The sequence below is a fragment of the Streptomyces sp. NPDC101160 genome (genome assembly GCF_044768205.1).
Lineage (GTDB): Bacteria > Actinomycetota > Actinomycetes > Streptomycetales > Streptomycetaceae > Streptomyces.
Genome location: NZ_JBIWPJ010000011.1, coordinates 73,965 through 92,430 on the forward strand (window position 1 = coordinate 73,965; position 18,466 = coordinate 92,430).

The 18,466-nt window shown below is 72.5% G+C and carries 19 protein-coding genes; 9 read left to right on the forward strand and 10 right to left on the reverse strand.

The window, feature by feature from the left end; all coding sequences use genetic code 11:
• Positions 1 to 38 precede the first annotated feature (38 nt).
• From ACIRSU_RS31615 to ACIRSU_RS31630, 4 genes are read right to left on the reverse strand one after another with little or no spacing between them, the layout of a single operon-like run.
• A complete protein-coding gene (locus ACIRSU_RS31615; RefSeq protein WP_403799457.1) occupies positions 39 to 1,118 on the reverse strand; it encodes an ABC transporter ATP-binding protein in 1,080 nt (359 codons plus the stop codon).
• 2 nt (positions 1,119 to 1,120) lie between these two features.
• A complete protein-coding gene (locus ACIRSU_RS31620) occupies positions 1,121 to 1,945 on the reverse strand; it encodes an ABC transporter permease (protein ID WP_403799460.1) in 825 nt (274 codons plus the stop codon).
• Positions 1,933 to 2,838, reverse strand: coding sequence for an ABC transporter permease (locus ACIRSU_RS31625; protein WP_403799463.1), 906 nt, complete (start codon positions 2,836 to 2,838; stop codon positions 1,933 to 1,935). Before ACIRSU_RS31625 ends, ACIRSU_RS31620 begins: the two co-directional genes overlap by 13 nt.
• Positions 2,835 to 3,998 carry an ABC transporter substrate-binding protein gene (locus ACIRSU_RS31630; protein ID WP_403800076.1) on the reverse strand — a complete coding sequence of 388 codons (1,164 nt, stop codon included), beginning with the start codon at positions 3,996 to 3,998 and terminating at the stop codon, positions 2,835 to 2,837. The genes ACIRSU_RS31625 and ACIRSU_RS31630 overlap by 4 nt, the downstream gene beginning before the upstream one ends.
• A gap of 245 nt (positions 3,999 to 4,243) precedes the next feature.
• Between ACIRSU_RS31630 and ACIRSU_RS31635 the strand changes: the two genes are divergently transcribed.
• Positions 4,244 to 4,984, forward strand: a complete 741-nt coding sequence (locus tag ACIRSU_RS31635; RefSeq protein ID WP_403799466.1) for a GntR family transcriptional regulator — start codon at positions 4,244 to 4,246, stop codon at positions 4,982 to 4,984.
• 29 nt (positions 4,985 to 5,013) lie between these two features.
• On the opposite strand, the gene ACIRSU_RS31640 is transcribed toward ACIRSU_RS31635, so the two are convergent.
• Both ACIRSU_RS31640 and ACIRSU_RS31645 read right to left on the reverse strand, forming a co-directional pair.
• Positions 5,014 to 5,355, reverse strand: coding sequence for a type II toxin-antitoxin system PemK/MazF family toxin (locus ACIRSU_RS31640; RefSeq protein WP_403799469.1), 342 nt, complete (start codon positions 5,353 to 5,355; stop codon positions 5,014 to 5,016).
• A 2-nt stretch (positions 5,356 to 5,357) separates the two neighbouring features.
• Complete coding sequence (locus ACIRSU_RS31645) at positions 5,358 to 5,636, reverse strand: hypothetical protein (RefSeq protein WP_403799471.1); 279 nt, start codon at positions 5,634 to 5,636, stop codon at positions 5,358 to 5,360.
• Between the two features lie 141 nt (positions 5,637 to 5,777).
• Here ACIRSU_RS31645 and ACIRSU_RS31650 point away from each other — a divergent pair, with 141 nt between their 5' ends.
• Positions 5,778 to 7,421 carry a DNA repair helicase XPB gene (locus ACIRSU_RS31650; protein ID WP_403799473.1) on the forward strand — a complete coding sequence of 548 codons (1,644 nt, stop codon included), beginning with the start codon at positions 5,778 to 5,780 and terminating at the stop codon, positions 7,419 to 7,421.
• Positions 7,422 to 7,743: 322 nt separating this feature from the next.
• The gene (locus ACIRSU_RS31655) at positions 7,744 to 9,768 is read left to right on the forward strand and encodes a HelD family protein (RefSeq protein WP_403799476.1); all 2,025 of its coding nucleotides are present in this window, start codon (positions 7,744 to 7,746) and stop codon (positions 9,766 to 9,768) included.
• Positions 9,769 to 9,796: 28 nt separating this feature from the next.
• On the opposite strand, the gene ACIRSU_RS31660 is transcribed toward ACIRSU_RS31655, so the two are convergent.
• Complete coding sequence (locus tag ACIRSU_RS31660; protein WP_403799479.1) at positions 9,797 to 10,657, reverse strand: aminoglycoside phosphotransferase family protein; 861 nt, start codon at positions 10,655 to 10,657, stop codon at positions 9,797 to 9,799.
• Positions 10,658 to 11,011: 354 nt separating this feature from the next.
• On the opposite strand from ACIRSU_RS31660, the gene ACIRSU_RS31665 reads away from it, so the two are divergent.
• Entirely contained in the window at positions 11,012 to 11,830 is an 819-nt protein-coding gene (locus tag ACIRSU_RS31665) for a hypothetical protein (protein ID WP_403799481.1), read from the forward strand.
• A gap of 21 nt (positions 11,831 to 11,851) precedes the next feature.
• Here ACIRSU_RS31665 and ACIRSU_RS31670 read toward each other — a convergent pair whose 3' ends face one another.
• On the reverse strand, positions 11,852 to 12,541 hold the full coding sequence (locus tag ACIRSU_RS31670) for a copper homeostasis protein CutC (RefSeq protein ID WP_403799484.1): 690 nt from the start codon (positions 12,539 to 12,541) through the stop codon (positions 11,852 to 11,854).
• 66 nt (positions 12,542 to 12,607) lie between these two features.
• Positions 12,608 to 13,570: a hypothetical protein gene (locus ACIRSU_RS31675; RefSeq protein ID WP_403799486.1), complete on the reverse strand. Its 963-nt coding sequence runs from the start codon at positions 13,568 to 13,570 to the stop codon at positions 12,608 to 12,610.
• A gap of 179 nt (positions 13,571 to 13,749) precedes the next feature.
• Between ACIRSU_RS31675 and ACIRSU_RS31680 the strand changes: the two genes are divergently transcribed.
• The 3 genes from ACIRSU_RS31680 to ACIRSU_RS31690 all read left to right on the forward strand — a co-directional run bounded on the left by ACIRSU_RS31680 (position 13,750) and on the right by ACIRSU_RS31690 (position 16,748).
• A complete protein-coding gene (locus tag ACIRSU_RS31680; protein WP_403799489.1) occupies positions 13,750 to 14,040 on the forward strand; it encodes a cation transporter in 291 nt (96 codons plus the stop codon).
• Between the two features lie 100 nt (positions 14,041 to 14,140).
• Entirely contained in the window at positions 14,141 to 16,417 is a 2,277-nt protein-coding gene (locus tag ACIRSU_RS31685; protein WP_403799492.1) for a heavy metal translocating P-type ATPase, read from the forward strand.
• A 49-nt stretch (positions 16,418 to 16,466) separates the two neighbouring features.
• A complete protein-coding gene (locus ACIRSU_RS31690; protein ID WP_128981368.1) occupies positions 16,467 to 16,748 on the forward strand; it encodes a metal-sensitive transcriptional regulator in 282 nt (93 codons plus the stop codon).
• Between the two features lie 120 nt (positions 16,749 to 16,868).
• Here the strand turns inward: ACIRSU_RS31690 and ACIRSU_RS31695 are convergent, their stop codons facing one another.
• The gene (locus ACIRSU_RS31695; protein ID WP_403799494.1) at positions 16,869 to 17,024 is read right to left on the reverse strand and encodes a hypothetical protein; all 156 of its coding nucleotides are present in this window, start codon (positions 17,022 to 17,024) and stop codon (positions 16,869 to 16,871) included.
• Between the two features lie 85 nt (positions 17,025 to 17,109).
• Between ACIRSU_RS31695 and ACIRSU_RS31700 the strand changes: the two genes are divergently transcribed.
• Entirely contained in the window at positions 17,110 to 17,514 is a 405-nt protein-coding gene (locus ACIRSU_RS31700) for a BlaI/MecI/CopY family transcriptional regulator (protein ID WP_403800079.1), read from the forward strand.
• The gene (locus ACIRSU_RS31705; RefSeq protein ID WP_403799497.1) at positions 17,511 to 18,422 is read left to right on the forward strand and encodes a M56 family metallopeptidase; all 912 of its coding nucleotides are present in this window, start codon (positions 17,511 to 17,513) and stop codon (positions 18,420 to 18,422) included. The genes ACIRSU_RS31700 and ACIRSU_RS31705 overlap by 4 nt, the downstream gene beginning before the upstream one ends.
• Positions 18,423 to 18,466 lie beyond the last annotated feature (44 nt).

The following is an 18,466-nucleotide window of genomic DNA, read 5'->3' on the forward strand; positions in this document are numbered from 1 at the left end:
CGTCAGCGTCACTTTCTCTTCTTCTACGGGCGGCGCGGCTATCGGCGCGCGGCGACGAGGACCGGGCGCTCGCGCAGGGTCACCGTCACAGCATCCCCCGCCGCGAAGGCGGCCGCCTCGTGCGTGGGCAGGTCGGCCTTGATCTCGGTGGCGTCGGCGAGCCGCACGGTGAGCCGGGTGGTCGCGCCGAGGAAGGCCGTCCCGACGACCCGGGCCGAGCAGGCGCCGTCCGCCGCGACCCGTACGTCCTCCGGCCGTACGAGCACGTCCACGTCCTTCGTCCCCGCCGGGGCCTCGCCGTCGACGGGCAGACGACGGCCGAGTACCTCGACGGTGCTGCCGTCGAGGTGTCCGGGGATCCGGCTCATGGTGCCGACGAACTCGGCGACGAAGGCGGTCGCGGGCCGCCCGTACAGCTCCGCGGGCGGGGCGCACTGCTCCAGACGGCCGGCGCGCATGACGGCGACCCGGTCGGCCATCGACAGCGCCTCCTCCTGATCGTGCGTCACGAAGAGGGTGGTGATGCCGAGTTCCTGCTGGATGCGGCGGATCTCGTCGCGGAGCGTGAGCCGCACCTTGGCATCGAGCGCGGAGAGCGGCTCGTCGAGGAGCAGCACCCGGGGGCGCAGGGCGAGGGCGCGGGCCAGGGCGATGCGCTGCTGCTGGCCGCCGGACAGCTGGTGGGGGAAGCGGTCGCCCTTGTCGCCGAGGCCGACGAGCTCCAGCAACTCGGCGGCGGTGGCGCGTCGTTCGGCCTTGCCGACCTTGCGCATCCGCAGCCCGAAGGCGATGTTGTCGAGGACGCTGAGGTGCGGGAAGAGGCTGTACGACTGGAAGACCATGCCGGCGTCGCGACGGTGGGCGGGCACCTCGGTGATGTCCTTGCCGTCGACGAGCACGGCGCCGGAGTCGGGGTGCTCGAAGCCGGCCAGCATGCGCATGGCGGTGGTCTTGCCGCAGCCGGACGGGCCCAGCAGCGCGAGGAGTTCGCCGGGCGCGACGGTCAGGTCGAGCCCGTCGAGGGCCGTGGTGGCGCCGAACTGACGGCGCAGCCCGCGGAATTCGACGGTGGCGGCGTCCGTGTCCGTACGCGGCGCGAGGGGAGCGGTCACGGTCATGGTCATCCCTTGGAGGTGCGAGTACGGCGTCCGCCGGCCCCGGAGAGGGCCAGGAGCAGCAGCCAGGTGACGAGGAGGCTGAGGACGGAGACGGCCACGGACATCTGGGCCTGGGAGCCGCTGATGTCCACGATCCACACGGCGAACGGCCGGAAGCCGAGCAGCTGGGCGACCGTGTACTCGCCGAGGACCAGGGCCAGGGTGAGGAAGCAGGCGTTCATCAGCGCGCCGCGCAGGTTGGGCAGGACGGCCTTGACGAGTGCCTGGGGCCAGTTCGCGCCGCAGCTGCGGGCGGCCTCGACGAGGGTGCGGACGTCGACGGCCTGGAGTCCGGCGTCGAGGGCGCGGTAGGTGAAGGGCAGCGCCATCACCACGTACGCGAGCACGAGCACGACGGGGAAGTCGGGGTTCTGCAACGCCACGAACGTCTGGAAGAGAGGCGTACGGGAGAGGTGCTCCGGGCCCCACTTCAGGACCGTGCCGATGGCGGCGACGAACGCGATGGGCGGCACCACCAGCGGCAGCGAGCAGACCGCCTCGACGACGGGCTTCAGCCGGGGCGCGCCGAGCCGCAGGGCCACCATGGCGGGGATCATGAGGAGCAGCACCACGGCGATGGTGACCGCCGCGAGCCCGAGCGACAGCAGCAGGCTGGTGGTGAAGCCCTCGGTGCCGATGATCTTCGTGTACGCGTCGAAGGTGACACCCTGGCCGGGCACGTCGACGGTGAAGATCACGGAGGCGGCGAGCGGCACCAGGAAGTAGAGCCCGGCGAGCCCCAGGACCGGCAGGCGCCACGCGTTGTTCGTGCGGTTCAGGCGAGCCATCGGGTGCTCCGGCGTTGCAGGGGCAGATAGACCGCCATGACGAGCCCGGCGATGACGACCATGTCGACGCTGAGGGCGAGCGCCACGTTCTCCTGGCCGACGAGGACGTTGCCGGAGATGGCGTCGGAGATCTGCAGGGTGACGAGCGGGACGGCGCTGCCGACCATCGCGGCGGCGGTGGCGTACGCGGCGAAGGCGCTGCCGAAGAGCAGCACGAGACCGCCGAGCAGGCTCGGCAGCAGCACCGGCAGGGCCACGTGCCGCCAGTACTGGAAGGCGGTGGCGCCGTTGTTGCGGGCGGCCTCGCGCCACTGGACGCGCAGGCCGTCGAGGGCGGGCGTGATGGTGAGCACCATCAGCGGGATCAGGAAGTACAGGTAGACCAGGACCAGGCCCCAGAAGCTGTAGAGGCTCCAGCCCTTGTCGGCGAGGCCGAGGTGCTGGGTGAGCACACCGGAGTTGCCGAGGGTGGCGACGAACGCGAAGGCGAGCGGCACGCCGCCGAAGTTCGCGAGCACGCCGGAGGCGGTCAGCACGGCCTCGCGCAGCGCGCGGGAGCCGGAGGACACGACGGCCTGGGCCAGCGGCAGCCCGAGCAGCGCGGCGAGGCCGGCGGCGGTCGCGGAGAGCTTGACGCTGCCGAGCAGGGCGGTGAGGTACGCGCCCTGGAGGGAGGCGGTCAGGTTCCCCGTACCGAACGAGCTCGCGCCGGTGGCCGGGTCGTCGACGGTGAGGGCGCCGGCGAGCATGGCGACGGCGGGGATGCCGAAGGCGATCGCGACGAAGGCGAGCAGCGGGACGGCGGCGAGCCAGGCGGGGGCGCGGCGGCCCCGCCGCCGCCGGGCCCGGGAGGGCTCGGCGGCGGCGGTCACCGTGAGGGTGTCACTGGTCATCCGGAGACGGCCTTGCCCCAGCCCTGCGCGAGGGCCGTCTTGGCCTTGGCCTGCTGGGCCTCGGTCGGGAAGGACGGGACGCCGGAGACGGCGGGCAGCTTCAGGGAGGCGTCCTTGTCGAGGGTGCCGGCCTTGTCCATGGCGGGCATCAGGGCCGGGCGGGCGAAGCCCTTGAGCCACAGGTTCTGGCCCTCGGCGCTGTAGACGTACTCCTGCCACAGGCGGGCGGCCGCCGGGTGCGGGGCGTCCTTGTTGACGGCCTGCGAGTAGTACATGGCGTAGCGGCCGTCGGTGGGGACGGCGACCTTCCAGTCGAGGCCCTTGGTCTTGAACTCCTGGGCGTAACCGGCGTTGAGGTAGTCCCAGTCGATGGAGATGGGCGTCTCGCCCTTCTCGACGGTGGCCGGGGTGGACTCGACGGGCGTGTAGTTGCCGTTCTTCTTCAGCTGGGCGAAGAAGTCGAGGCCGGGCTGGATGTCGTCGAAGGAGCCGCCCTGGGCGAGCGAGGCCGCGTAGACGCCGGCGAAGGCGGAGCCGGACTTGGTGGGGTTGCCGTTGAGGGCGACCTGGCCCTTGTACTCCGGCTTGAGGAGGTCCTTGAAGGTGGTCGGGCAGTTCTTGACGCGCCCGGCGTCGCAGCCGATGGAGACGTAGCCGCCGTAGTCGTTGTACCAGCGGGCCTTCGGGTCCTTCTGGCCCTCGGGGATGTCGGCGTAGTTCGCGACCTTGTACGGGGCGAACAGGCCCTGCTGGGCGCCACTCAGCGCGAAGGAGCTGCCGAGGTCGAGGACGTCGGGGGCGCGGTCCTGGCCCTTGCGGGAGGTGACGGCGTTGATCTCGTCCTGGCTGGAGGCGTCGGGGTTCTCGACCTCCACCTTGATGCCGTACTTCTTCTGGAACCCGTCGATGATCGCGCCGTAGTTGGCCCAGTCGCGGGGCAGCGCGATGGCGTGGAGCGTGCCCTCCTTCTTGGCCGCCGTGACGAGCGCGTCCATGCCGCCGAAGTCGGCGGCGGAGGTGGCGGTGGCGGCGTTCTTGCCGTCGGGCGTGGTGGTGCCGTTCTCGGGGGCGGCGCCGCAGGCGGTGAGGGCGAGCGCGGCGACAAGGGCGAGAGAGCCGCCGAGGGCGGCCTTTCTCGGGAGGGTCGCGGGGACGGACACGAGCTTCTCCAGGGAGGTCGGGGGATCGACTTGTCTGAACAAGTCGGCTTCAGTACGCCCGGAGTCGGTGTCCTGAAAGTGAACGCGAAAGGAACGCCCGCCCGCGATTCCCTGCACATTAGCGGCGCTTTTCAGCCAGCACCGGCGTGGTGGAGACCTGCCGAAACCCTCGATTACGCTGCTGTACGTGCGCACAAGCAGAGCACCAGCTGCGCACATGCCTGCACCCGGCAGAAGGAGGGGACATGACGGCGCGTCACGAACAGATCGCCGCCGAGCTGCGGCGGGCGATCCAGCGCGAGGAGTACGCGGTCGGATCCCGGCTGCCCACCGAGACGGAACTCGCCACCCAGTACGGCGTCTCCCGCGGCACCGTCCGCCAGGCCGTCGCCGCCCTCACCGCCGAGGGCCTCATCGGCTCCCGCCAGGGCGCCCGCCGCGTCGTCCTGGCCCGCGGCCGCAGCCAGAGCTTCGCCGAACTGCGCAGCTTCGCCCAGTGGGCGCAGGCGATGGGCCGCACCGCGACCGGCCACGTCATCAGCCAGCAGTACCACCCGGCCACCGCCGAGGACGCGACCCGCCTCCAACTCCCGCCCGGCACTCCCGTATTGGGCGTCCTCCGGCTGCGCGGCCTGGACGGCGAACCGGTCCTCGTCGAACGCAGCGTCTACGCCGACTGGATCTCCCCCGCCGTCGCCGCCATCGACCCCGACTGCGCCTCGGTCACCCAGCGCCTCTACGACGACACCGGCCTCGTCTTCGCCCACGGCGAGCACGTCATCGACGCGATCGCCGCCGGCGCCCGGGACGCCGCCCTCCTCGCCGTCCGCCGCACCAGCCCCCTCCTGCGCGTCCGCCGCGTGACCACGACCCACGACGGCCGCCCCGTGGAATGGTCGGACGACCGCTACCGCCCGGACGCGGTGAGCTTCACGGTGCACAACGCGATCGGCCACAACGCGCTGGTCCGGACGACGGCGGGGTGACTGCCCGCCCGGGCGGCTGACCACGACTGTCAGTCCAGCTCGTGCACCACCCGCACCCGCGCCTCGACCGCGGCGAGTTCGGAAGGCGCGAGCAGGCCCAGCACGCGGCGCAGGCGCGGTGTGCCGACCGTGTGCAGCTCGGTGCAGGCGACGTACGACTCCGCGTACTTCTTCAGCCCGCTCTCCGGGCCGACCGCGACATGGGTCTCCACGGGCCCGGACGTGCCCGTGATCAGCGCGACGGTGATCCCGGACAGACGGCGGGAGATCCTGTTGGCCGTCAGTACGACGACGGGACGGGGTCCGATCGGCTGCGGAAAGGCGCACACCCACACCTGCCCCCGCAGCGGGGGCGTCGGCACGGTGACCACGCCTAGAACTCCGCGGCGTCGGCCGCCGCGAGGTCCGCCTCGGTGACCAGCTCGTCGAGGAGTGGACGCGGGGCTCCGCCCTCGCCGTAGAAGCGCGCGATGTTCCGCGCCGCCTCGATCTGACGCGCCTCGCGATGCAGGAGGCGGATGGCCTCCCGCAGGGCGTCCGACGTGGATTCCAGGCGCAGTATGGCCATGGTCTCCCTCAGGTCCGCCCAGTCCTGCCGCGACAGCCTGACCTGGGCAGGGGTGCCTGCCGACTCGGCCGAACGTCCAGCCATGGCTCACCTCGCACTCGCGCCACGCGTACGGGCCGGCCGTACGCGTATGACAACTGTCTTACGAGCATCCCACACCCCGCCCTTACCGGCGCCGATGCGGCAGACTGGATGTTTGGCCGCACGGAAGGGGAACCACGCAACGTGAACGGTCCACTCATCGTCCAGAGCGACAAGACGCTCCTCCTGGAGGTCGACCACGAGCAGGCCGACGCCTGCCGGCGGGCGATCGCGGCGTTCGCCGAGCTGGAGCGGGCGCCCGAGCACATCCACACGTACCGGGTGACGCCGCTCGGGCTGTGGAACGCGCGGGCGGCCGGGCACGACGCCGAGCAGGTCGTGGACGCGCTGGTGGAGTACTCCCGCTACCCCGTCCCGCACGCCCTGCTCGTCGACGTCGCCGAGACCATGGCGCGCTACGGCCGCCTCACGCTCAGCAAGCACCCCACCCACGGGCTCGTCCTCACCACCACCGACCGCCCCGTCCTCGAGGAGATCCTGCGGTCGAAGAAGGTCCAGCCGCTGGTCGGCGAGCGGATCGACCCCGACACCGTCGCCGTGCACCCCTCCGAGCGCGGCCAGATCAAGCAGACGCTGCTCAAGCTGGGCTGGCCGGCCGAGGACCTCGCCGGTTACGTGGACGGCGAGGCGCACCGGATCGACCTCGCCGAGGACGGCTGGGCCCTGCGCCCGTACCAGCAGCAGGCCGTCGAGGGCTTCTGGCACGGCGGCTCCGGCGTCGTCGTGCTGCCCTGTGGCGCGGGCAAGACGCTGGTCGGCGCCGGTGCGATGGCCCAGGCCAAGGCGACCACGCTGATCCTCGTCACGAACACCGTCTCCGCCCGCCAGTGGAAGCACGAGCTGGTGAAGCGGACCTCGCTCACCGAGGACGAGATCGGCGAGTACAGCGGCGCGAAGAAGGAGATCCGCCCGGTCACCATCGCCACGTACCAGGTCCTCACCACCAAGCGGAAGGGCATCTACCCCCACCTGGAGCTCTTCGACTCCCGCGACTGGGGCCTGATCGTCTACGACGAGGTGCACCTGCTGCCGGCGCCCGTCTTCAAGTTCACCGCCGACCTCCAGGCCCGCCGCCGCCTCGGCCTCACGGCCACGCTCGTCCGCGAGGACGGCCGCGAGTCCGACGTCTTCTCCCTCATCGGCCCGAAGCGCTTCGACGCGCCGTGGAAGGAGATCGAGGCGCAGGGCTACATCGCGCCCGCCGACTGCGTCGAGGTACGGGTCGACCTGACCGACTCCGAGCGGCTGGCGTACGCGACGGCCGAGGCGGAGGAGAAGTACCGCTTCTGCGCCACGACGGCGACCAAGCGCAAGGTCACCGAGGCGCTGGTGAAGAAGTTCGCCGGGCAGCAGATCCTGGTCATCGGCCAGTACATCGACCAGCTCGACGAGCTCGGCGCCCACCTCGACGCCCCGGTGATCAAGGGCGAGACCTCGAACGCGCAGCGCGAGAAGCTCTTCGACGCCTTCCGCAACGGCGAGCTCAACGTCCTCGTCGTGTCCAAGGTCGCCAACTTCTCCATCGACCTGCCCGAGGCCACCGTCGCCATCCAGGTCTCCGGCACCTTCGGCTCCCGCCAGGAGGAGGCCCAGCGCCTCGGCCGCGTCCTGCGCCCGAAGGCCGACGGCCACCAGGCGCACTTCTACTCGGTCGTCGCGCGCGACACCATCGACCAGGACTTCGCGGCACACCGCCAGCGGTTCCTGGCGGAGCAGGGGTACGCGTACCGGATCGTGGACGCGAGCGAGCTGCTCACGAGCGAGTGACGTGGGCGGGGCGGGGGCGAGGCCCTCGCCCCGGCCGCGCCCGGGACCCGCGCGGGACCACGGGGCCGGGGCCGGGCCCTCGCCGCGGCCGCGCCCTGGACCCGCGCGGGACCAGGCCGTCGCTCCGGCGCCGGGACCAGGCCCTCGCCGCGGCCGCGCCCGGTCCCGCCCGGGTCCCGCGCGGGTGAAAACCATTCGCTCCCGGCCCCCGCCCGGCGTTACACTCGCCAGCTTCCCCGCCTCCCTCTGCGGAGTGCCGCCGTCCGGTCGGAAACCGGCGGCCACCTTGACGTGTCCGCGTACCCGCCCCGGAGGCTTCACCATGTCCGCAGACGTCCCCGACGACCTTCTCGCGCGCGAGCGCGCGCACCTCAGCGCCTCCCGCGCCGCCCTGCGCGCGATGCGCGAGGACGTGGAGTCGCTCGACATCAAGGACGTCACCGCGAACTGGGTGAACGCGGTCATCCTCACCCGGCAGATCGAGGACCGCATCAAGGCGCTCGCCGACCTCGCCGACACGCCGCTCTTCTTCGGCCGGCTCGACTACCTGCACACCACCCAGGAGGGCCAGCGCTTCTACATCGGACGCCGGCACGTGCACGACGCCGACGGCGACCCGATGGTGATCGACTGGCGCGCGCCGGTCTCGCAGCCGTTCTACCGGGCGTCGAAGAAGGACCCGCAGGACGTCGGCCTGCGCCGGCGGTTCGGTTACACGGGCGGCGAGCTCACCGCGTACGAGGACGAGCACCTCTCCGACCCCGCCGAGCTGGAACAGACCAGCCGCCTGCTCCAGGCGGAGATCGAGCGGCCGCGCGTCGGCCCCATGCGCGACATCGTCGCGACGATCCAGCCCGAGCAGGACGAGATCGTCCGCTCCGACCTGTCCGGCACGGTGTGCGTGCAGGGCGGTCCCGGCACCGGAAAGACCGCCGTCGGCCTGCACCGCGTCGCGTACCTCCTCTACGCGCACCGCGAGCGGCTCGCCCGCACCGGCACGCTCGTCATCGGGCCGAACCGTTCCTTCCTCCACTACATCGAGCAGGTGCTGCCCGCGCTCGGCGAGCTGGAGGTGCAGCAGGCGACGGTCGACGACCTCGTCGCCCACGTCGAGGTGCGCGGTACGGACGAGGCGGCGACCGCCGTCGTCAAGGGCGACGCCCGGATGGCGGAGGTGCTGCGGCGCGCGGTGTGGGCGCACGTGAAGCTGCCGACGGAGCCGCTGATGGTGGTGCGCGGCTCGCGGCGCTGGCGCGTCCCGGCGTACGAGATCGAGGAGATCGTCCGGGAGCTCACGGACCGCGACATCCGCTACGGCGCGGCCCGCGAGGCCCTGCCGCAGCGCATCGCGCACGCCGTGCTCGTACGGATGGAGCAGGCCGGCGAGGCCCCGGACGACCGGGTGCAGAACGCGGTCGCGCGCAACGCGGCCGTGAAGGCCGTCGTGAAGGAGTGCTGGCCGGCCGTCGACCCGGCCAAGCTGGTGCTGCGGCTGCTCGGCGACGCGGAGTTCCTGGCCGAGCACGCCGCCGGGATCCTCGACGAGGACGAGCAGAAGGCGCTGCTGTGGGCCAAGCCGTACCGCAGCGTGAAGTCGGCGAAGTGGTCGGCGGCGGACGCGGTCCTCATCGACGAGGCCCGCGACCTGATCGAGCGCACGCACTCGCTCGGCCACGTCGTCGTCGACGAGGCCCAGGACCTGTCCCCGATGCAGTACCGCGCGGTGGGCCGGCGCTGCTCGACCGGCTCGGCCACGGTCCTCGGCGACCTCGCGCAGGGCACCACCCCGTGGGCGACGGAGAGCTGGGCGCAGGCCCTCACGCACCTGGGCAAGCCGGAGGCGCACGTCGAGGAGCTGACGGCCGGCTTCCGCGTGCCGCGCGAGGTGATCGCGTACGCGTCGCGGCTGCTGCCGCACATGTCGCCGGGGCTCGCGGAGGTCAAGTCCGTGCGTGAGAACCCGGGTTCGCTGGTCATCCGGCGGAGTGACGACCTCGACGGCGACGTGGTGGCGGCCTGCGTGGACTCCCTCCGCCACGAGGGCTCCATCGGCCTCATCGCCGCCGACGCCCGCATCGCCCCGCTGGCGGCGGCCCTGGACGCGGCGGGCCTCGCGTACCTCTCCCCGGGTGAGGAGACCACGGCCGAGTCGCGCCTCACGCTCGTACCGGCGTCGCTCGCGAAGGGCCTGGAGTACGACTACGTGGTCCTGGACGAGCCGGCGGCGGTGGTGGACGGCGAGCCGGACGAACGGACGGGGCTGCGACGGCTGTACGTGGCGCTGACGCGTGCGGTGTCCGGCCTGACGGTCGTTCACGCGGCCGACCTGCCGGGGCAGTTGGGCTAGCGGTCGGGCCGGTTCGGCTCAGGCGTACTCAGGCGTACTCGGGAAGCGCCTGCGACCAGGCCCGCCGGGCCACGGCGGCGAGCACCGGGTTCTTCTCCCGGTATTCGTGCTCGGTCACGATGCCCCAGCACAGCGCCCAGCCCCGGCCGCGCGCCCAGGTCGCGTCGTCGACCTGGGCCGCCTCGCGGAAGAGGGGGCGGGTCTCGGGGGTGAAGAGGGTCCAGCCGGCCATCATGTCGCAGGCGGGGTCGCCGGCGCCGAGGCCGCCGAAGTCGATGACGGCGCTGAGCCGGCCGTCGCGGGTGAGCAGGTTGCCGGGCAGCAGGTCGCCGTGGACCCACACCGGCGCGCCCTCCCACTGCGGCAGGGCGAGCACCTCCGCCCAGGCGGCGGTCGCCTGCGCGGAGCCGAGGTCCCGCAGCGCCGCGGCCATCGCCCCGTCCTCCCACGCGGTCACCGGCCCGCCCCGGAACGACACCGGCGCCCCCGCCGCGTCCGCCGCCCGCAACGCCACCCCGAACCGCCCGAGCGCGACGGCCGCGTGCGCGAGATCCCGTACCGGCGCCTCGTACGCGTCGGCCCCCTCCAGCCACTCGTACACACCCCACGCCTGCCCGAACCCCTCCCCCGCCACCCCAACCCCCACGGGCACCGGCACCTCCAACGGCAACCCGGCGGCCAGCCCCGGCAGCCACCGCCCCTCCTTCTCCACCTGCCCGGCGGCCCACTCCGCCTTCGGCAGCCGCACGACGAGCCCGTCCCCGAGCCGGAACATGGCGTTGTCGGTCCCGGCGGAGACGACCTCCCGGAGCGGGAGGTGCGCCCACTGCGGGAACTGGGCGGCGACGAGACGGCGGACGAGCGCGGCGTCGATGAGGGTGTTCTCCATGCGCGGGAGGCTAACGAGGGCGCCGGAAGGGCCGCCACGGAGTTTGCGACGCCGTCCCTTCTCCGGGACGCGCTCCGCCACGTCCCGGTTTTGCTCGACGCCCAAGTAAGTACGGCGGGAGAGAACCTTCCCAACCCGCCCCCTCCGTCCCCCGTCGCCGGGGCTCCTCGGCGGCCAACTGGGGTGAATACACGATCGGGTGACGGATAGTCCGGAACCCGGACGGATGCGGTACGGTCGGCCGCAACAACGGCATATGCAATTCGGCCCCCGGCAGGACGGCAATCCTGACGAGGGCCTACCGATCAGGAAGAGCGAAGCTTCCAGATGGCTGATCCGCAGTCTAACGCGGCCGTGTCCGCGCATCCCGTTCCGTTCGACATCCCCGCCGACGCGCCACGCGCAGGAGTGATCCGCGTACGACACCGGCACCGCGACCGGTTCACCGTCGTCGGCAATCACCTCGCCCAGCACCCGAAGCTGTCCGCCGCGGCGATCGGCATCGGCGTGTACATCCAGTCGCTGCCCGATGGCGCCGACGTGACGGTGAAGCGGCTCACGCTGCGCTTTCGGGAGGGCGAGATCACGGTTCGGCGGGCGCTCAACGAGCTCGTGGCCGCCGGGTACTTGGAGCGGAGGCGGGTGGCGCTCGGGGGTGGGCGGTTCGCCACGCGGGTGATCTCGTATGACCGGCCCGGGGCGGCCGGTACCGACGCCGCCGCGCCCGCGCCCGCGCCCGTACGAGAGAAGCCCGCGCCGCCGCCCGTGAAGCCTCCGTCGCCGCCACCGTCGCCCGCGTCCGAGGTCGCCGCAGCCGTTCTGGCACGGTTGCGCACCGTGGACCCGCGGCTGCTGCTGTCCTGGCGGGACGTGCGGGAGCTGGCGCCCAGCGTCGACACGTGGCTCGGACAGGGGGTCGGGCCCGAGCAGGTCACGCGGACGCTGACGGCCGCGCTGCCGCCCGAGCACGTGCCCATTCACCAGCCGGCCCGCTTCCTCGCGTACCGGCTCGACTCCAGGCTGCCGCCGCCGCTGCCCGCCGAAGCGCCGGAGGCGCCCCGGCCGACGCCGCCCGCGCGGCCGCCGCTGGTGAGTTGCGACGGGTGCGAGCGGGCGATCCGGACGTACGACGAGAAGCCGATGTGCGCCGACTGCAGAGAAGCGGCGGCCTGAGGCCGCCCCAACCGCCCCCGTCTACGCGTCGATCGCCTCGCGCCACGTCCGTACCGCGTCCGCCGAGACTGGCGCCGTCCAGCCCTGGGGGCGGGCCGCGCCGCCGATGTGGAAGGCGGTGAGGCCGGCTGAGCGCAGGGCCGGGAGGTGGTCGAGGCGGAGGCCGCCGCCGACGAGGATCCGGGGTTCGTAGCCGGGCTCGTCCGCGCGGGCGGCCTCCGCGGCCAGGACGGGGAGGCCGTCGTCGACGCCGGTGGCGGCGCCCGCGGTGAGGTAGGTGTCGAGGCCCGGGAGGTCGGCGAGCTGCTTGCGGAGGGCGTCGCGGTCGGCGGCGCGGTCGATGGCGCGGTGGAAGGTCCAGCGGCAGCCGTCCAGTACGGCCATCAGGCGCTCGACCGCCACCAGGTCCGCGTCGCCGTCGGGCGTCAGGAAGCCCAGGACGAACTCGTCCGCGCCCGCCGCCCGCAGCTCCGACGCCCGCGCCACCAGTGCCTCGATGTCGCCGGCCGCGAAACCGTCCGTCAGCCTGAGCATCACGCGCAGCGGGATGTCCACCGCGGCGCGGATCGCGGAGAAGCCGGCCGTGGACGGGGTGAGCCCGTCCGCCGCCATGTCGGTGACCAGCTCCAGGCGGTCCGCCCCACCGGCCTGGGCGGCGACCGCGTCCGCCTCGTCGAGGGCGATCACCTCCAGCACTGCACGGTTGCTCATCGAGCCCATCCTCCACGGATCGCGCGGCCACCCGGAGGCGCCTACAGGTCTAGTCCAATGACCAGACTAGCCGTGTGCGTGGCCGCCCGCATCGTGTCCTGCCCCAGTCGTCGCACCCGTCTCACCCGTCACGCCCGTCGCACCCGCCCGCACGGTGAACGCCGCCGTCCGGACCTTCCCCTCGTGCTGGAAGTCGAGGAAGAGCCGGTACGTGCCGGTGCTCGGCGCCGTCGCCGTGAAGGAGACGTCCGGGCCGGGGCCGCCCTCGTTCGGGTGCACGTGCAGGTACGCCAGGTCGCCCTCGCGCAGCGCGACGAGGTGTCCGTACGCGCCCAGGTACGGCTGGAGGTCCGTCACCGGCCTGCCCGCCCTGGTGACCGTGAGCCGCAGCTCGCCCGCCTTGCCCGGGTCGAGCGTGCCGCCGAGGCGGACCTGGTAGCCGTCGACGTCGGCGACCGGCACGACCGGCGGCAGCGGCTTCGGCGCGTACGCCCCCGGCACCGACAGGTCCGCGCCGAGCGTGACGCCCTTCGCGCCCGGCGCGGCCGGCTTGAAGTCGGCGAACGCCTTGTACGCGCCCGCGGCCGGCAGGTCCGCGTCGACCGACCAGGTGCCGTCGGCGGCGCGCACCGGGTGCAGGTGGCGGAAGACGGTGAGGTCGCGCGAGGCGACGATGAAGTGCAGCTCCTTGCCGTGCTCGGTGGTGAACGCGGTGACCTTCCGGCCGTTCGCGTCCTTGATGGAGAACTTCAGCGTGCTCCTGCCGGCCTGGGGGGCCGGGGTGTCGAGCGCGAGGGTGTAGCCGTTCTCGGAGACCTGGAGGCCGCCGGCCGCGGGCGCGTTCGCCGCCTCCGCGTGGCCCTCGTGGCCGCCGTGGCCACCCCCCTCGGGCGCGGCCGCCGCGTGGCCGCCGTGCTCCGACTTCGCCGGCTCCCCGACCGGGCCGACGCCCTTGCCGACCCCGTACGCGGTCCCGAAGGTCGCGGCGAGCGCGGCGGCAAAGGCAGTGATCTTCACTCCGGTGTTCATGGCTGCTCTCCCGTACATGGGTCGTCCTCGGACTCACTCAACTGCACTTCACCATACCCCCGGGGGGTATCAAGTCAAGTCAGGTCGACACTTGCGTGAGATACCACCGGGGGGTATACATATCTCGTAACCGATACCCCCCGAGGGTATCCGAAGACCGCCGCACGATGGAGGACGACATGGGTTCCTGCTGCACCCCCGACAACAGCTGCTCCACCAACACCGTCGAGATCTCGACGACCACCGCCGTCGCCGACGCCACCACCACGGTGTACGCCGTCTCCGGCATGACCTGCGGCCACTGCAAGACCGCGATCACCACCTCCGTCAGCGCCCTCGACGGCGTCATCTCCGTCGACGTCGACGTCGCCGCCGGCAAGGTCACCGTCGTCACCGGCGGCGAGCCCGACGAGGCCGCCATCGCCGCGGCGGTCGACGACGCGGGCTACGAGCTGACCGGCCGCGCCTGACCGACCCGGCCGCTTCAGGCAGCCGCGTCAACGGCCGCCGGGGCTCGCCCACCACGCCCGGGCCCCGGCCCCCGAACTCAGCGAAACCGAGGAGCAGGAAATGACCACGACCACTCCGGGCACCGCCCAGGTCGAGCTCGCCATCGGCGGCATGACCTGCGCCTCGTGCGCGGCCCGCATCGAGAAGAAGCTCAACCGCATGGACGGGGTCGAGGCCACCGTCAACTACGCGACCGAGAAGGCGAAGGTCACCTTCGACGCCGACATCGACGTCGCCGACCTCATCGCCACCGTCGAGGCCACCGGCTACACCGCCAAGGAGCCCGAGCCCGAGCGCCCGGCCGCCGCCGGAGCCCCCGAGGGCCCCTCCGACGAGGAGAAGGCCGACGAGGAGCTGCGCCCGCTGCGCCAGCGCCTGATCACCGCCGTCTCGCTCGCCGTGCCGGTCATCGCGATGGCGATGGTCCCGGCCCTGCAGATCGAGTACTGGCAGTGGCTGAGCCTCACGCTCACCGCACCGGTCGTCACCTACGCCGCCTGGCCCTTCCACAAGGCGGCCTGGACCAACGCCAAGCACGGCGCCGCCACGATGGACACGCTGATCTCGGTCGGCACCATCGCCGCGTTCCTGTGGTCGCTGTGGGCGCTGTTCTTCGGCACCGCCGGCACGCCCGGCATGACGCACGCCTTCGAGTTCACCATCGCCCGCACCGACGGCGCCGGGAACATCTACCTGGAGGCCGCCGCCGGCGTCACCGCCTTCATCCTGGCCGGCCGCTACTTCGAGGCCCGCTCCAAGCGCAAGGCGGGCGCCGCGCTCAAGGCGCTGATGCAGCTCGGCGCCAAGGAGGTCACGGTCCTGCGCGACGGGCGCGAGGTCACCGTACCGACCGCCGAACTCCAGGTCGGCGACCGCTTCCTGGTCCGCCCGGGCGAGAAGATCGCGACCGACGGCATCGTCGTCGAGGGCTCCTCGGCCGTCGACGCCTCCATGCTCACCGGCGAGTCCGTGCCCGTCGAGGTCTCCGTCGGCGACGCCGTCACCGGCGCCACCCTGAACGCCGGCGGCCGCCTGGTCGTCGAGGCCACCCGCGTCGGCGCCGACACCCAGCTGGCCCGCATGGCCAAGCTCGTCGAGGACGCCCAGAACGGCAAGGCGGCCGCACAGCGCCTCGCCGACAAGATCTCCGCGGTCTTCGTGCCGATCGTCATCGCGCTCTCGCTCGGCACCCTCGGCTTCTGGCTGGGCACGGGACAGGAGCTGACCTCCGCCTTCACCGCGGCCGTCGCCGTCCTGATCATCGCCTGCCCGTGCGCCCTCGGCCTCGCCACCCCGACCGCCCTCATGGTCGGCACCGGCCGCGGCGCCCAGCTCGGCATCCTGATCAAGGGTCCCGAGGTCCTGGAGACCACCCGCAAGGTCGACACCATCGTCCTGGACAAGACCGGCACCGTCACCACCGGCCGGATGACCCTGATCAAGGTCCACACCGCCGCCGGTACGGACGAGACCGACGTGCTGCGCCTCGCCGGCGCCCTGGAGCACTCCTCCGAGCACCCGATCGCCCAGGCCGTCGCCACCGGCGCCGCCGCCAGGGTCGGCACCCTGCCCACCCCCGAGGACTTCGCCAACATCCCCGGACTCGGCGTCCAGGGCGTCGTCGACGGCCACGCCGTCCTCGTCGGCCGCGAGAAGCTGCTCCAGGAGTGGGCGATGGAGCTCACCCCGTCCCTCAAGGCCGCCAAGGAAGCGGCCGAGAAGGCCGGCAAGACCGCCATCGCGGTCGCCTGGGACGGCCAGGCCCGCGCGGTCCTGGAGGTCGCCGACGCGATCAAGGAGACCAGCGCCGAGGCCATCAAGCGGCTCCGCGCCCTCGGCCTCACCCCGATCCTGCTCACCGGTGACAACAAGGCGGTCGCCGAGGCCGTCGCCGCCGAGGTCGGCATCGACGAGGTCATCGCCGAGGTCATGCCGCAGGACAAGGTGGACGTGGTCAAGCGGCTGCAGGGCGAGGGGCGTTCGGTCGCCATGGTCGGCGACGGCGTCAACGACGCCGCCGCGCTCGCCCAGGCCGACCTGGGCCTGGCGATGGGCACCGGTACGGACGCGGCCATCGAGGCCGGCGACCTGACCCTGGTACGGGGCGACCTGCGGGCCGCGGCCGACGCCATCCGGCTCTCCCGCAAGACCCTCGGCACCATCCGCTCGAACCTCTTCTGGGCCTTCGCCTACAACGTGGCCGCCCTGCCGCTCGCCGCGGCCGGACTGCTCAACCCGATGATCGCCGGCGCCGCGATGGCCTTCTCCTCGGTCTTCGTGGTCGGCAACAGCCTGCGCCTGCGCGGCTTCCAGGCCGCCGACAGCCGAGCCGAGTAACCCGCCCGTCACCACCGCCTGCTGTAACTGTCCGAACAAGGAGGCCGCCGTGGCCGGTTACGTACAGCACAAGGAAGACATCATCAGACGCCTGCGCCGGATCGAGGGCCAGGTCCGGGGGGTGCAGCGGATGGTCGACGAGGACGTCTACTGCATCGACGTCCTGACCCAGGTCTCCGCCATCAACGCGGCGCTCCAGTCCTGCGCGGTGGCCCTCCTGGACGAGCACCTCAGCTGCTGCGTCACGGAGGCCATCGAGGCCGGCGGAGACCAGGCCAAGGTCAAGGTCGGCGAGGCGTCCAAGGCGATCGCCCGCCTGATCCGCACCTGACCGGGAGAACACTTCGGGGCCGGGCCATGGAGGCCCGGCCCCGAAGCCGATCCGGTTCGGATCCGAACCGGATCCGAACCGGATCTGACGGACTCGCGTCGAAGAAAACCGAACAGGGATTCAGCCGCCCTTGCGCGAAGGGCAGTCCGCGGTCAGCCGGACACTCAGCCGAAGACACAGGCCGAGCACCTGACGGAGGAGCACCAGTTCCACCGAACCGGGCAGACCGGGGACGCAGACCTTCGCGCAGGGGCGGTTCGCCATGGAGGTCATCATCCCGCCATTGTACCCCTGGGGGGTATACCTGAGCAGGATCGGCGGCCCGTACGATGAGCCGCCCGTGAGCGGGGAGGGGATGCACGTGCGCCGGCTGGGAGAGCTGGAGGCCGAGATCATGGACCGGCTGTGGGCCTGGCAGCGGCCCGCGACGGTCCGCGAGATCGTCGACGACATCAACCGGGGACGCCCGGTCGCGTACACGACGGTGATGACCGTCGCCGACATACTCCACCGCAAGGGCTGGCTGCGCCGCGAGAAATCGGGGCGCGCCTGGCTGTACGAACCGGTCCGCAGCCGCGAGGAGTACACCGCCGGGCTCATGCAGGACGCACTCGGCGACAGCCAGGACCGGCCCGCCGCGCTGCTGCGCTTCGTGGAGACCATCTCCGACGAGGACATGGCGGCCCTCGACGCGGCCCTGCGCACCGCCCGGCGCGCACCCGGCGCCGAGGACGGCGAAACCGGCGAAGTCGGCGGGGCCCGATGAACCACCACACCCTGCCCCCGCTCGGGATCATCCTCTGTACCGGCTTCCTGGTGCCCTGGCTGCTCATCCGGGCCCGCTGGGCCCAGCAGGTGCCACGGCTCGCGCTCACGGTGTGGGCGGCGAGCGGGGCCCTGTTCGCCGGTTCGGCGGCCCTCCTCTCCGCGCAGCTGGTCCTGCCGAGCCGGACCGGTCACCGGCTGAGCGACGCCCTCTTCGCGCTCGAAATGCCGCCCTACGAGGAGTGGTCGCACCTGTCGGAGCGCGAGTGTGCGGCCTTCGCCGTCGCCGTCGCCGTGCTCGCCGCACCCGTCGCCGGCTTCGCCCGCGCCCTGCTCAGGGCCCGGCGGAGCCGGCTTCTTCATGCCGAGACCCTGCGGCTCGTGGGGCGGTACGACGCCTCGCTCCGCGCCACCGTCCTGGACCACGAACGGCCGGTCGTCTACTGCCTGCCGGGCCGCTCGCGCCGGGTCGTGGTCTCCTCCGGCGCGCTCACCACCCTCACCTCCCCGCAACTGGACGCGGCGCTCGCGCACGAGCGGGCGCACATCTCCGGGCGGCACCATCTGCTCGTCGCGGCGGCGGAGTCGTTCGCCGGTGTCTTCCCGCACCTCCCGCTCGCCCGGCTCGGCGGCGCCGCGGTACCGCTGCTGCTCGAAATGGCCGCGGACGACCGGGCGTTGCGCCGCTGTTCGCGCGACGCGCTCGCCACCGCGCTCTACGCACTCGCCTCCGGAAAGGCACCACGCCAGGCGTTCGCGGCGGGCGGCCCTTCGGCGGCGCTGCGCATGCGGCGCATCCTCACTCCGCAGGCCGCCGGACATCCGGTGCTGCGCGGGCTGCTCACGATCGCGGCGGCCGGCCTCGCGGCGGCGCCACTGATCATCACCTGCTGCTCGTTCCCGAATTAATACTAAGAGAATTCGTAGATTTCATGTCGGTCACACTCGTCTGA